This window comes from Catalinimonas alkaloidigena (assembly GCF_029504655.1).
Lineage (GTDB): Bacteria > Bacteroidota > Bacteroidia > Cytophagales > Cyclobacteriaceae > Catalinimonas > Catalinimonas alkaloidigena.
This window is the reverse complement of record NZ_JAQFIL010000001.1, coordinates 5652571-5667221: the sequence shown is the minus strand read 5'-3', so window position 1 is coordinate 5667221 and position 14651 is coordinate 5652571. Positions and strand designations below refer to the sequence as shown.

The window sequence follows — 14651 nt, the reverse complement described above, 5'->3', positions numbered from 1 at the left end:
TCAATGAGTAACTTTTTTTAGAGAAGATTCCCGCACCACCACTTCATGTCTTAAGACGATGGTACGCTGACTATTTCCTGATTTATCATTCAGCTGTTTGATTAGGGTGCTGGCAGCCAGCTCACCCATTTCATATCCGGGATAATACACGCTGCTCAGGAGAGGCTCAATCAGGCTGGATATAGGATCATCATTGAAACCAATGATAGCAATGTCCTGGGGTATCCGGAGACCAGCCCTTCTCAACTCACTCATGCAGGCAATGGCGGCAGTATCGTTAGCAGTAAAAATGCCATCGGGCAGTATTTTCATATCCAGTATCTGCTGAGCGGCCTTGATGCCCAGTTGTCCACCTCTGATCCCTATAATAACCAATTCGGGATCATATGCTACCTGGTAATCATTCAGGGCTGCTCTGTAGCCTGCGTGTCGGTCTGCATATACATTGGACCTCAGGCTTCCGCTGATGTGTACGATTCTTCGGCAGCCCTGTTCCAGCAGATGATGGGTAGCATCGTGGCCAGCCTGGAAGTTATCGATAACGATACTGCTACAGTGGGAACTTTTGAATATTCGGTCAAAGAAAATGAGCGGTATCCCCTTTTTAAATAAAAAGTCAAAGTGTTCAATATCTTGCGTTTCTCCCGAGAGTGAGACCAGTAAGCCATCCACACGGCTGTTATACATGGTTGTGACATTGGTCAGCTCTTTCTGTACGGACTCCAGGGATTGGCTGATAAGTAGGTTGTAGCCTGCCTGGTTGGCTACCTTTTCTATACCAGCTATGACGGAAGACATAAAATAGCTGTTAAGGTGAGGAACAACTACGCCTATAGTATTGGTCTTCTTTTTGCGCAGGCTACTAGCAAAAATATTATGCTGATAGCCCATCTGTTGGGCCGTCTCTACTATCTTCTTTTTTGTTTCTTTTTTGATGGCAGGGTGGTCTTTTAAGCCTCTGCTGACCGTTGCAGCCGAAATATTCAGTGCTTTGGCAATATCATAAATGGTAATTTCTTTTCTCGTGTTCATCTTGGCTTAATGGATCTGCATGGAGAGGGTTACATTAAATATGTATTCAATAAATAGAAAAATCGTAAAAATATCCATTAATGTTGTATGTTTTTGCAATCGGTTTAATAAATAGCGCTTTTTATATGATTGGTTATAAGCTCCGACCTCAATCACTTTACCTTATTTTTTTACAGCAGCCCCATTTTTTAAGGAGGAGGCACGCTGTATAAGTTCAGTTTTGAGCACAATTGTTTGTGACTGGACTATATCCGTATGCTCCCGGTTTTTGAGCACTTGCTGGGCTGCTATTTTCCCCATATCAAATGCGGGATGAGAGATAGTAGTGAGGCTTGGTTCAATGATGGAGGAGATAGGGTCATCATTAAACCCTACGATAGACAATTCCTGGGGGATGCGTATTCCCTTTGCCTTGGCATATTGTATTGCACCTACTGCGGCCGAATCATTGGCAGAAAATATACCATCAGGAGGTTCAGCCAAGCCCAGAAGATGTTCGGTGCTTTTTTGTCCTTCTTCCATGCTCAGTTTATTGTGCACAATAAGGTCTTCATCAATGGGAAGGTTGTGTGATTTCAAAGCATCAATATACCCTCTCTGTCTTCCATCGTAGATATTGCGGTGCTGCGCCCCTCCGAAATGGGCAATGCGTGTACAGCCCATGCTGATCAGGTGTTCAGTAGCTTTAAAGCCAGCCGCGTAATTGTCAATAATCACCCGGTCGGTGTCTATTTCTTCCGCGATTCTGTCTATGGATACAAGAGGAATATTCTTATGTAAAAAAGAGTGGAAATGTTCGTAATTGCTGGTTTCCATAGAGAGAGAAAAGATCAGACCGGCAACCCGGCTGGAGTAAAGTGTCCGGGCATTGATTACTTCTTTTTCATAGACATCGTAAGTCTGGGAGATGATCACATTATACCCTTTTTTACTGACAGTCTCCTCAATTCCACTGATCAGCGAAGCGATGAAGGGGCGGTGTATCATCGGTACAATCACCCCGATAGTGTTGGTTCTGTTCCTTCTGAGACTGGATGCTACTGTATTAGGATGATAACCCAGCTTTTGGGCAAGTTTTTTGACTGCCTTTGTGGTCTTTTTACCTATGCTGTGATGATCCTGAAGGGCTCTGGACACAGTAGCGGGAGAAACCTCAAGTTCTCTGGCTATATCGTATATGGTTACTTCTTTGTTGTTTTTCTTCATGGTTTTAAACATAATCCGGAGTTCTGCCTCACTACTCCATCATGCTCAGCCTTATCCGTAAGGAACCCTCGTACTTGTAGCATTACAAATTGCTGTTTGTCGGAATGCATATAGAATGATATCTAACCCGCTACAGGCTTATGCATAGTAAAGGCTGAAGCACGCCCACAGGCTACATGTATAAAGTTATGCTAAAATTTACACAATCGGTTGCGTAAAATAAAAATTAATTTTTTATGTTTATGGATAACAATCAAGAAAATTACGAAACCTGATTCTTACATCAACTTAACCGCTACCTATGCTTCTTGTCACAAAAGCTGCATTCCGAATTTTCCTTTTCATTGTTTTGTGCTGTATGGGCATACATACCTGGCTTCATGCACAATCGCTCCCCGAGGTCAATATGCTAGTTGAAGCAGGAAAATACCAGCGCCAAAATACTCCTGTTTCTGCTTCTCTCAAAAATTTGCCTTTACATCTGGCAGAGTATAATCTGCAATTGGTAGAAATTACCAATGGACAGGAAAAGCCGGTGCCTTCTCAACTGGAAACCGGCTACCGCCCTCAGCTACACTGGATACTAAGAGGAGAAACGCCGCCCGGAGGCAGCAGAACTTTCAAGCTCAAATTTATTTCCAAAAACAGTGGTGAAAGTGAAATTGGTGCTAAAGTCACTGCTGAAGATAGGGGCGAGGCGATACAATTGAAGGTAGGTGATAGCGAAGTGCTGGCTTATCAGTATGCACTAAGACCTGAGCCGGAAGGGGCTTCGCCTCTCTACCGTCGGGGGGGATACATTCACCCGCTAAAATCTCCCCAAGGTGGAGTCCTCACCCGCGTGCAGCCGCCTGACCATTACCATCATTACGGCATCTGGAATCCCTGGACGCATACCGAATACAAAGGCGAAGAAGTAGATTTCTGGAATATCTACAAAGGCCAGGGTACAGTACAGGTGAAAGGTGTGCCTATCGTCACGGAAGGCGATGTATATGGAAAAGTAACTGCGCTACACGAACATGTGGTCTTGGATACCCTCAATGCTGAAAATAATGAAGTAGCCCTGAATGAAGAGTGGGACATCAGGGTGTGGAACACTGAGCCGGAAGCTGAAGTATTTCTGGTGGATTTTGTTTCCAGCCTGAATGCTCCTAATAGCCCGCTCACCATCAAAGAGTATCGCTATCAGGGATTTGGCTTCCGCGCCAATGCGCAATGGGATGATCAAACGGCTACGCTGGTCACCTCCGAAGGCTATGATAAGTCCGATGGTAACGGGACACGTGCCCGTTGGTGCTTTATTGATGGGCCTACCGATGTAGGTCAGGCAGGGGTGCTGTTCATGACGTCTCCGGTCAACTATAATTATCCTGAGCAGTTGCGTATCTGGCCGACAGGTGCCAATGAAGGAAAAGAAAATGTATTCTTCAACTTCAATCCTGCCCAGGACAGAGACTGGACACTGCAACCCGGCAAAGAATACAGCCTGAAGTACCGCATGATGGTTTATGATGGTGAAATTGACAGTGCTACTGCCGAACGCTATTGGCATGATTTTGCCAACCCGCCCAAAGTTAAGGTAAGTGTGCTGCCTTCGCTGGAAGGGAAGAAAGTACTGGTCTACACCAAAAACGGTGAAGGCTTTGTGCATGACAACATAGCTGCCAGTGTTGAAGCCCTCAGGAAACTAGGTAAAGAAAACGGGTTTGAAGTGGTAGCTTCTGAGGATCCCGCCCTCTTTACCGAAGAAGATTTACAGCAGTACGATGCGATGATCTTTTCCAATACCAATAATGATGTTTTTGATACAGAAGCACAGGAGAAAGCTTTTCAGGAATATATCCGTTCCGGGGGGGGCTTTGTAGGCATACATTCTGCCAGCGGTTCGGAGCGTGACTGGCCCTGGTTTGCCCAGATGCTGGGTGGCAGGTTTTTGCGTCATCCAAAACGTCAGGATTTTGATGTATTTGTGCTGGACAAAAACCATCCTTCTACCTCCTTCCTGCCGGATGTGTGGAAGGTGGAAATGGACGAATGTTACTACCAAAAGCATCTGAACCCTAGCAATCACGTGCTGCTGGCCGCCGACCTGACTACCGTAGAAGATGAAAAGAGAGGGGAGTACCCTGATATCATTTTTGGAGATCAGTTTCCGCTCGCCTGGTACCATGAGTTTGAAGGTGGACGCCAGTGGTATACTGCTTTAGGGCACCGGATTGAACACTACTCCGACCCTACCTTTATGCGTCATATTCTGGGAGGTATCCAGTGGGTAGTAGGTGAAGAATAGCGCATGGACGAATGATAATGAGTTCGTTAATCGTTTGTCGTTAATCATTATTCATTAAGGTATTCACTGCTCGTTATTTATCACACTAATAATTACAGCCTAAACATATACAACATGCAACAGAAGAAGAACAAAAATCATATTAGTAGGAGAGACTATCTCAAAAAGTCTGCAATCGGGGTAGCCGGAGCGTTTGCTGTGCCTACCATCGTACCCTCTACCGTATTTGGGAAAAACGCCCCTAGCAATAAAATTAATATTGGGCAGATTGGCTTCGGTAGAATAGCCCGTGGACATGACTTACCGGAGACCATGAAATATGATATAGCCAGAGTGATGGCGGTGAGTGATGTAGACAGCAAGCGCAAAGAAGATGGCAAACGCTTCATAGAGGGCTGGTACGAAGAAAATAAGGGCAAGAAAAACTATGTTGATGTACAGATGTATGACGACTACCGTGAAATGCTTGCCAACTCTGATATTGATGCGGTCATCATCAGTACGCCCGACCACTGGCATGCGCAACCGGCCATTGAAGCGGCGCTTGCCGGCAAAGATATTTATTTGCAAAAACCTACTTCTCTGACCATAGAGGAGGGTAGGGCAATGAGTAATATCATGCACCGCACCGGACAGGTATTTCAGCTGGGTAGCCAGCAGCGTTCTATGAATCCCTGGCCCCAGTTCAAAAGAGCCTGCGAGCTGGTGCGCAACGGCAGGATAGGAGAAGTGCATACCATCAAAGTAGGCCTGCCCGGCGACCCGGGAGGGGAGGAAGAGCCACAAATGCCCATCCCTGAAAATCTGAACTATGACATGTGGCTGGGTTCTACCCCTTATGAGTACTATACTGAGAAGCGGGTACATCCGCAGGAGGACTATTCTCGCCCGGGTTGGCTAAGGTGCGAGCAGTTTGGTGCAGGCATGATCACCGGCTGGGGTGTACACCATATTGATATTGCTCACTGGGGTATGGGGACCGAATATAGCGGTCCGGTAGAAGTAGAAGCTACGGCTAGTTTCCCTAAGTCAGGTTTATGGAATGTGCACGGAGACTTCAATGTAACAGCTAAATATGATAATGGCGTTACCATGCTGGTAAGTGGTGAGTATCCTAATGGTGTTCGTTTTGAAGGCTCTGAAGGCTGGATATTTGTGTCCAGAGGGAATGTGGCGGTTACCTCTTCTGATCCTAACTTTGGCACATCCGAAGCCTTTGCTGCCAGCGATAGAAAAATTCTGGAGTCTGAAATCGGTGAGGATGAAATTCACTTGTACGAAAGCCCGGAGCAACATGGCAACTGGCTGGACTGCATCAAGAGCCGTAAGGCGACCATCTCTCCGGCAGAGGTGGCGCACCGTTCCTGCAGCGCCTGCCTGGTATCACATATCGCTATGAAGGTGCCCCGCAAACTTTACTGGGACCCGGTAAACGAGCGCTTCAAAAACGATGATGAGGCTAACTCTATGCTGGCCCGCTCACAAAGATACCCCTGGGGTTACAAACATACTGATGCGCTGCGAGCCACTTACGCAAAATAAGTCTTTGATTTTACGGTGGTCTGTATAGGTTTGTGAATTCTTACCTGTACAGCCTATTTTGTAAAGAAAAAAACATGAACAACCTACGACAACCTTTCCTTGCCCTTGCCATACCCCTGATGTTAGTGGCCGGATGTACCGGTACCCAGGAAACCGAAAACTCTTCTGACCAAACCAGTCCGATGAATAACTTTACAGGAGTTCCCGGAGAAGTAAAGCTGATGACCCTGGACCCCGGACATTTCCATGCGGCCCTGGTACAGAAATTTATGTACGATCAAGTAGACTCGGTAGTGCATGTATATGCCCCTGAGGGTGAAGACCTGCAAATGCACCTGCAACGTATTGAAGGCTTTAACACCCGGGAGGAAGACCCTACCGCCTGGGAGGAAGATGTATATACTGGGCCGGACTTCTTTGAAAAAATGATGGAAGAGCAGCCCGGCAATGTGGTGGTACTGTCTGGAAACAATGCCAAGAAAACCGAGTACATCAAGGCCTCAGTGGAAGCAGGGCTGAATGTGCTGGCCGACAAGCCCATGGTTATTCAGCCTTCTGAATATCCTGATTTGAAAGCTGCCCTGGAGACAGCTCAGGAAAAAGGCGTACTCCTGTACGATATCATGACTGAGCGATACGAAATCACTACCATGCTACAGAAGGAACTTGCTCAAGTGGCTGAAGTATTTGGTGAGCTGGAAAAAGGAACACCTGAAAACCCGGCCATCTCCAAAGAAAGCGTGCATCACTTTTTCAAGTATGTGGCCGGTAGCCCGCTTATTCGTCCGGCCTGGTTCTTTGACACCGAGCAGCAGGGGGAAGGAATAGTAGATGTATCCACCCACCTGGTAGACCTGATCCTCTGGGAATGTTTTCCTGAAGAGGTGATAGATACTGCCAATACCCAGGTCGTCAGTGCCCGCCACTGGCCCACGAAGCTTACGCCTACCCAATTTAGCAAGGTAACTGGCCTGGATGAATATCCCGATTACCTGCAAAAAGACATTGAAGATGATTCAGTCTTGAGCACATATTCTAATGGGGAGTTTGTCTTTACTGCTCGCGGTGTGCACGGTAAGGTATCCGTAATATGGAATTTTGAAGCGCCTGAAGGTGCGCTGGACACCCATTTCTCCATGATGCGGGGGAATTTAGCTAATCTGGTCATACGGCAGGATGAGCCGCAAAATTACAAACCTACTTTGTACGTGGAGCCGACCGAAGCTGTTGAAGACCAGCAGGACTTTGAGCAGAAATTGAAAGCTGCATTGGAAACACTTGGTGATAAATATCCGGGACTGAGCATGCAAAAAGCTGATGTAGGTTGGGAGATTATCATTCCTGAAGAATATAAAGTAGGGCATGAGTCGCACTTTTCTCAGGTGACACAAAAGTACCTGGACTATCTGGTAGCAGGTGAACTTCCGGAATGGGAGGTAGCCAATATGATTGCCAAGTACTACATCACCATGAAGGCTTATGAGATGAGCCGGGCGGAGGTGCAGTAAACGCATTTTTTAAAAATTGACTTCACGATAGGTGACTTCAAGCTTCTCTTGAACAGATTATTGTGTGTGTGAAAACTATATGTAGATGAGCAAAAATTTCCTGTTACAAAAAAACTGCTGGCTGTTATTACTGCTGATACTCTTCGCTTGTAAAGATAAAGATGAGGTTAGGGTACTGAGACTCGGTCATGGATTATCAGCCGACCATTCTGTACATAAGGCAATGGTATTTATGGCAGAGCGGCTGGAGGAAAAATCCAGTGGAAAATTACAACTCAAAATTTATCCGAGTGAACAGCTAGGCGCGGAGAGAGAATGTCTGGAGATGCTGCAGTTTGGCAGCCTTGCCATGACCAAAGTATCGGCCGCGGTAATGGAAAGCTTTGCTGAAGAGTACAAAGTAATGGGGCTCCCTTACCTTTTTGAGAGCAAAGCGCACGCCTTCAAGGTGCTGGATGGAGAGATTGGAAAAGAAATCCTGCAGTCGGGAGAAAAGTACTGGCTCAAGGGATTGGGCTTTTATGATTCCGGCTACCGCAGCTTTTACACCAAAGATCGTCCCATCAATACCCCTTCGGATCTGGAAGGCATGAAAGTGAGGGTGATGAAAAGTAATACCGCTATAGAGATGGTACAGGCTATGGGTGGTTCCCCCACGCCTATCTCCTGGGGAGAACTATATACTGCCCTACAAAGTGGCGTGGTAGATGCCGCTGAGAATAATCCGCCCAGCTTTTATTTGTCGCGTCATTACGAAGTCTGTAAATACTATTCTATAGATCAGCATACGCAGGTGCCGGATGTGTTTCTCATCAGCCAGATCATCTGGAACAAACTAAGCGAAGAGGAGCAGCAATGGGTACAGGAAGCAGCCGATGAGTCAGTAGAGCGCCAGCGGGTACTGTGGGAAGAGTCTGAGCAGGAAGCGATGGAAGCTGTAAAGGCGGCCGGTGTGGAAATCAACTATCCTGAAAAATCACCCTTTCAGGAAGAGGTACAATCTGTCTATGAAGATTTTAGAGAGAACGAAAAACTTTATTCCCTTATCCAAAGAATTAAAGCGGTACAATAACAAGCTATGAGATTAAGACACTTAATAGATCAAACAGTAAGATGGTTACTAATTGTATTAATGACGGTGATTGTGTTGGATGTAAGCTTGCAAGTAGTGAGCCGCTACCTTTTTCAGTCTCCGCTCGGCTTCACTGATGAACTGGCAGGCTATTTACTGATTTGGGTCGGGCTCTTAGGCTCTGCTTATGCCACCGGAGAAAAACAACACCTCGCCATTGACCTCATCTCAGGAAGTCTGTCACCAAAAAGTAAAAAGTATATAGACCTGCTAATCAATTTTTTCGTCATCACTTTTGCTTTAGGCGTGTTGGGTGTGGGTGGAGTATGGTTGGTATATACCAGCTTTATCTTCGGACAGGTATCCGCTTCTCTGCAACTTTCTCTGGGTTATGTCTACCTCGTCGTCCCTGTTTCCGGACTGCTCATCGCCTATTATTCAATTGATAATACATACAACGAACTACATACAGCAACGCAATAATGGAGGTATTTGAAGTCTTAGTACTGGTCATCACTTTTGTTTTTTTTATCATTATTGGAGTTCCCATCGCCTATTGTATAGGCTTGGCAGGCATCATTACGATGCTGTTATCCATAGACTATCTTCCTGCTGTCACCACTTTTGCCCAGCGGATGGCTACCGGCTTAGATAGTTTTACACTTTTGGCCATTCCCTTATTCATACTGGCTGGTCAGTTGATGAATACCGGAGGAATTGCCACCCGCCTCATAGAGTTTGCCAAAGTAATCGTAGGTCGCTTACCCGGTGGGCTGGCAGTAGTCAATATTCTGGCTAACATGCTTTTTGGAGCAATATCCGGCTCAGCCGGAGCTGCGGCATCCGCTATCGGTACCATCATGCATCCCCGCATGAAGAAGGAGGGGTATGACGAAAATTTCAGTGCGGCAGTCAATATATCATCAGCCACTACCGGTTTGGTCATTCCTCCCAGCAATATTTTGATTATTTATTCGCTGGCGAGTGGTGGTGTCTCTATCGCTGCCTTATTCTTAGCTGGATATATACCCGGAGTTTTGACCGGTATTGCGCTCATTGGCTTCGCAGCGGCGCATGCTTACCGTCATAATTATCCCACCGGCGATAAGGTGCCTTTGAAAGAAGGTATTTACAAATTACTGGCTGCCTTACCTAGTCTACTGCTGCTGGTAATCATCTTGGGGGGTATCGTAGCAGGAATATTTACCGCTACTGAAGCCTCAGGGGTAGCTGTAATTTACTGTCTGATATTGGCTTTTATCTACCGGGAAATCAGTTGGAGTGACTTGCCGGGAATATTGATCAGGACAAGTCTGACCACCTGCATCGTATTATTGATGGTAGCGTCTTCCATTGGCTTATCCTGGGTCATGGCATATCAGGAGATTCCTCAGAATGTGAGTGCGGCATTATTACAGCTTAGTGATAGCCCCTTTTTAATCTTGCTGATCATTAATATTATACTGCTTTTCGTAGGGGTATTTATGGACATGACACCGGCGGTACTGATCTTTACACCCATCTTTTTGCCGGTAGTTACTCAGCAATTGGGCATAGACCCGGTACATTTTGGCATCATACTGATCATGAACCTTTGTGTAGGCTTATGTACCCCGCCGGTAGGCACCGTGCTCTTTATTGGCTGTAGTGTCGCCAACATCAAAATACAATCAGTCATCCGGCCCTTACTTCCCCTCTTTATCGCTATGATCATTGTGCTGCTGCTGGTAACTTATATTCCTGAAATCAGTCTCTGGCTGCCGAGGCAGTTTGGGTTTTAGGAGAAACAGGAAGTGGAAGTAGGGAGCTAGAAGCGGGAAATTTTACTTCTGGCTTCCAACTTCACGCTTCCTACTTCTTACATAAGTATGAAGACTTATTTACATTAAACTAAAAACTGGTTTCAGTCTTCAAGACTGAAATCATGAATGAGGGCAAAGTCTGAGACTTTGCTTCATTTGTCCACTTCAGTTAGAAACTGAAGCGAGTATCTTGCTACAAAGCAATGATTTAAACTAATAATGTCACCTTACTTATATTAAAACATTAAACAATACGGATATGAATAACCTATTTGACGTAAAAGGAAAAGTCATCGTGATCCCCGGTGGAGGAGGGGTGTTAGGTGGCGCTATGGCAAAAACACTATTAGAACAAGGCGCCAAGGTTGCCATTCTAAGTTTGCACGAATCTTCTGCCCATAAAAGAGTAGAGGAGCTGAAAGCAGTGGGAGACGAGGTATTAGGCTTTGCCTGTGATGTGACTTCCAAAGAAAGTCTGGAAGAGGTAAACCAGAAAATTTTACAGCAATGGGGAACGATAGATGTGCTGATCAATGCCGCCGGAGGGAATATGCCAGGGGCTACAGTCTCTCCTGAGCAGACCGTTTTTGATGTATCCGTTGACGCTCTTAAGAAGGTGCTGGACCTCAACCTGATGGGCTCGGTATTACCTACGCTGGTCTTTGCTAAGGCCATGGCAGCGCAGAAATCAGGCAGTATCATCAATATCTCTTCTATGGCAGCAAGCCACTCTATCACCAGGGTACTGGGCTACTCTATCGCCAAAGCAGGTATTGACATGTTTACCAAGTGGATGGCTATGGAAATGGCGATGAAATTTGGTGATGGCATACGCGTCAATGCGATTGCTCCCGGCTTTTTTATTGGAAAACAGAATGAAAAGCTGTTGACCAATGAAGATGGCTCGTTGACTGAGAGAGGCCAGACCATTGTCAAGAATACACCTATGCAGCGTTTCGGTGAGGCGGAAGAACTCAATGGAGCAGTGCTTTACCTGTGCAGCGATGCTTCTACATTTGTAACCGGCACCATCATTCCGGTAGACGGAGGCTTCAGTTCTTTTAGCGGAGTTTAGAATATGCGCTATATTCTTATCGTAACGGACTTTGACTGCTGATAACTTACTGATAGAATTCTGAATAGCAATGGGAGCAGGCTTTTCCAAAACTTTTCCTATGAGATGGATTTTACTCAACCTACATAAGGTCTGGATTGGAAATAAAAATTGATGATAAGCTGATGGCTAGATTTCCAGTTTGTCCGCAAGCGGATGCTACGCCACTAAATTTTGGTTTTAGGAGAAAAACTTATGAGTTTGACTGCCAAGCTGTAGAATAGCAAGAAGGAGCTTCGGCTTACCACTCAATTGTAAAACTTCATAAAAGCATGTCAATACTCACCCCGGAGGTTTATGATAAACAGGCTTTGCTTTCATTGAGCTTTAAGCCTGATCAAGATACATGGTTTAGTCGCTCAACTATGTGGAGTTCGTGGTTCCGTTTTTAATTCAGTAGTACTAAATGCTTCATCACTTATTCCCATGACATTCTGAAGCTCTTGCGCAGAAATCTGATATAGTCTGCGGGCTTCTTCTTCCTTATGTTCCATTACCTTTGCCACAGCATCTGTGATGGCATCAGTACAGAGTACAATCAGTGAACCGGGCTTGGCATTATGGATAGCATGGTCAATGGCTTCAGCCTCACTGGGAATAATGCTTATTTTTTTGTGCCTGTCTACCTTATGTATGCCTGCAATCAGCATTTCAGTGATCTCATCCTGGGTTTTGCCCCGCAGATCCCGATCTACCCGAATGATGATTTCGTCAAACATTTCAGAGGCTATACGACCAACTTCTTCGGTATCCTGTCTGCGCCGGTCTCCAATGCCAGTAATGATACCTACTTTATGTTTACTCTCCAACTTGTTGATCAGACCTTGCAAGGCCCTGAGGCCGGCAGGGTTGTGGGCGTAGTCCAGCAGAAAACGGAAGTTTTTGAAGGTGAACATGTTCAGCCTGCCGGGAGTCTGTGAAGGAGAGGGGGCGAAAGATTCCAGCGCTGACCGAATGTCTTCAATGGTAAACTTATTAATGAAGCCTGTGAGTACGGCAGGTAGTAAATTCTGAATCATGAAGGTAGCCTTTCCTCCAAAAGTCAGTGGGACATTAATGGCTTTAGTTATCCTGAGTTTCCATTCTCCTTTGCAGATAGTGATGTATCCGTTTTCCCAAACTGCCGCAAGTCCACCCATATGGATATGCTCCTGAATACGAGGGTTTTGTTCGTTAAGAGAAAATAGAGCTACCCGGCATTCCAGGGACTCTCCCATTCCATACACGAGGTCGTCATCGGCATTGAGGATGGCGTACCCATCTTTATGTACCGATTCCGGGATCACGGATTTTACACGGGCGAGCTGTTCCATGCTATGTATGCCTTTTAGCCCCAGATGATCGGCACTGATATTGGTCACTATCCCGATATCACACTGGTCAAATCCTAGTCCGGCACGCAACAAGCCACCGCGTGCTACTTCAAGCACTGCATAATTGACAGTCGGGTCTTTGAGTACAAACTGTGCGCTTTTAGGACCGGTACAATCTCCCTTCATCTGAAGGTGATTATTTACGTAAATGCCATCGGTAGTAGTAAACCCTACTTTGTAGCCATGCATTTTCATCATATGAGCAATAAGCCGGGTAGTGGTTGTTTTACCATTGGTACCGGTGATGGCCACGATAGGAATACGGTAAGAAGATCCGGGAGGGTAGAGCATGTCGATGACTGGGGCTGCAACATTGCGAGGCAGGCCGTAAGTAGGGGATAAGTGCATACGGAAGCCGGGTGCGGCATTAACTTCCAGTATTGCGCCTCCTGTCTTTGCCAGAGGAAGACTTATGTCCGTAGTCATGACATCAATGCCACAAATATCCAGGCCGATGATTTTGGAAATTCGTTCGGCCATGAACTCATTTTCAGGATGCACTTTATGCGTGACATCAGTCGCGGTGCCTCCGGTGCTTAGGTTGGCAGTATCTTTCAGCTTAAGCAATTTTCCCTGAGGCAGTATGGTTTCCAAAGTATATCCTTCAGCCTTTAGAATATTTTTGGTCATTGAATCTACTTTGATAGCGGTGAGCACTTTTTCGTGCCCATAGCCCCGGCGTGGATCCTGGTTAGTTTCGTCTATCAACTGCTGAATGCTATCTTTACCATTACCTATCACATGAGCTGGTGAGCGTTTGGCAGCAGCAACCAGTTTGTGATTGATGACCAGTAAACGGTAGTCGTCTCCGTCAATATGCTTTTCTACTATCACGGCTTTAGAGACCTGCTGTGCTTCAGTAAAAGCCTGCCTGGCTGTTTCCCAATGGGTAATATCCGCAGTGATTCCTCTTCCGTGATTTCCATTGATAGGCTTTATAGCCAGGGGATAACCAAGCTCCCGGACTGCTGCTTTCAGCTCTGCCATATTATGGACGATATCTCCTTTGGGTACAGGTATTTCAGCCTGCTCCAGCAAGTGTTTGGTATCGGTCTTATCACATGCCAGTTCTACGCTGATGCTGCTGGTTTGGCTGGTAATGGTAGCTTGTATCCGCTTCTGGTTGGCACCATAACCCAGCTGGCATAAAGACTGTTTGTTTAGCCTGATCCAGGGAATCCCTCTGGATACCGCTTCGGCTATGATAGCACCGGTGCTGGGACCAAGGCGTTCCTGCTCCCGGAGTTCTTTCATTTTTTGGATATCCTCTTCCAGGGCATAGTGTTGCTCAGCGATCAGGGCTTCTACAATACGTACAGCAGCTTTGGCCGCATAACAACCTACCTCTTCTTCCATATAAGAAAATACCACCTGATATACCCCTTTCTCTCCGTAGGAACGGGTACGGCCGAAACCCACATCCATTCCGGCCAAAGTCTGTATTTCTAAAGCAATATGCTCAATTACATGCCCCATCCAGGTACCATCTTTTACCCGGAGGAAAAAGCCTCCCGGGGCGCCCTCGGAGCAATGGTGTTCATGCAATGAAGGAATCAAGGCTTTTAACCTGTCATAAAAACCTTCAATAGTATGCGTAGGCCTTTCTTCCAGCTCCTCCAGGTCCAAAGTCATGATGATCAACTTATGCCGACGGATAGACCAGTAGTTAGGTCCTCGCATCACATTTATGTTCCTTATCTGCATGTAAG

At 46.1% G+C, this 14651-nt stretch carries 10 protein-coding genes; 7 read left to right on the top strand and 3 right to left on the bottom strand.

Translation table 11 applies throughout. From position 1 onward, the window contains the following. Together OKW21_RS23040 and OKW21_RS23035 are read right to left on the bottom strand one after the other, a co-directional pair. Positions 1–1032, bottom strand: coding sequence for a LacI family DNA-binding transcriptional regulator (locus tag OKW21_RS23040; protein ID WP_277483973.1), 1032 nt, complete (start codon positions 1030–1032; stop codon positions 1–3). A gap of 162 nt (positions 1033–1194) precedes the next feature. Then, positions 1195–2238: a LacI family DNA-binding transcriptional regulator gene (locus OKW21_RS23035; protein ID WP_277483971.1), complete on the bottom strand. Its 1044-nt coding sequence runs from the start codon at positions 2236–2238 to the stop codon at positions 1195–1197. Between the two features lie 301 nt (positions 2239–2539). Here OKW21_RS23035 and OKW21_RS23030 point away from each other — a divergent pair, with 301 nt between their 5' ends. The 7 genes from OKW21_RS23030 (at position 2540) to OKW21_RS23000 (ending at position 11530) form a co-directional block, all read left to right on the top strand. Next, entirely contained in the window at positions 2540–4531 is a 1992-nt protein-coding gene (locus tag OKW21_RS23030) for a ThuA domain-containing protein (protein WP_277483969.1), read from the top strand. A 114-nt stretch (positions 4532–4645) separates the two neighbouring features. Continuing rightward, positions 4646–6073 carry a Gfo/Idh/MocA family protein gene (locus OKW21_RS23025; RefSeq protein WP_277483967.1) on the top strand — a complete coding sequence of 476 codons (1428 nt, stop codon included), beginning with the start codon at positions 4646–4648 and terminating at the stop codon, positions 6071–6073. A 74-nt stretch (positions 6074–6147) separates the two neighbouring features. Then, the gene (locus OKW21_RS23020) at positions 6148–7581 is read left to right on the top strand and encodes a putative oxidoreductase C-terminal domain-containing protein (RefSeq protein WP_277483965.1); all 1434 of its coding nucleotides are present in this window, start codon (positions 6148–6150) and stop codon (positions 7579–7581) included. An 85-nt stretch (positions 7582–7666) separates the two neighbouring features. Next, positions 7667–8653, top strand: a complete 987-nt coding sequence (locus OKW21_RS23015) for a TRAP transporter substrate-binding protein (RefSeq protein ID WP_277483963.1) — start codon at positions 7667–7669, stop codon at positions 8651–8653. A 6-nt stretch (positions 8654–8659) separates the two neighbouring features. Then, a complete protein-coding gene (locus OKW21_RS23010; RefSeq protein ID WP_277483960.1) occupies positions 8660–9136 on the top strand; it encodes a TRAP transporter small permease in 477 nt (158 codons plus the stop codon). After that, entirely contained in the window at positions 9136–10434 is a 1299-nt protein-coding gene (locus OKW21_RS23005) for a TRAP transporter large permease (RefSeq protein ID WP_277483958.1), read from the top strand. The genes OKW21_RS23010 and OKW21_RS23005 overlap by 1 nt, the downstream gene beginning before the upstream one ends. A gap of 280 nt (positions 10435–10714) precedes the next feature. Beyond that, on the top strand, positions 10715–11530 hold the full coding sequence (locus tag OKW21_RS23000) for an SDR family oxidoreductase (protein WP_277483956.1): 816 nt from the start codon (positions 10715–10717) through the stop codon (positions 11528–11530). A gap of 398 nt (positions 11531–11928) precedes the next feature. Here the strand turns inward: OKW21_RS23000 and cphA are convergent, their stop codons facing one another. Next, a complete protein-coding gene (gene cphA / locus OKW21_RS22995; RefSeq protein WP_277483955.1) occupies positions 11929–14646 on the bottom strand; it encodes a cyanophycin synthetase in 2718 nt (905 codons plus the stop codon). Positions 14647–14651 lie beyond the last annotated feature (5 nt).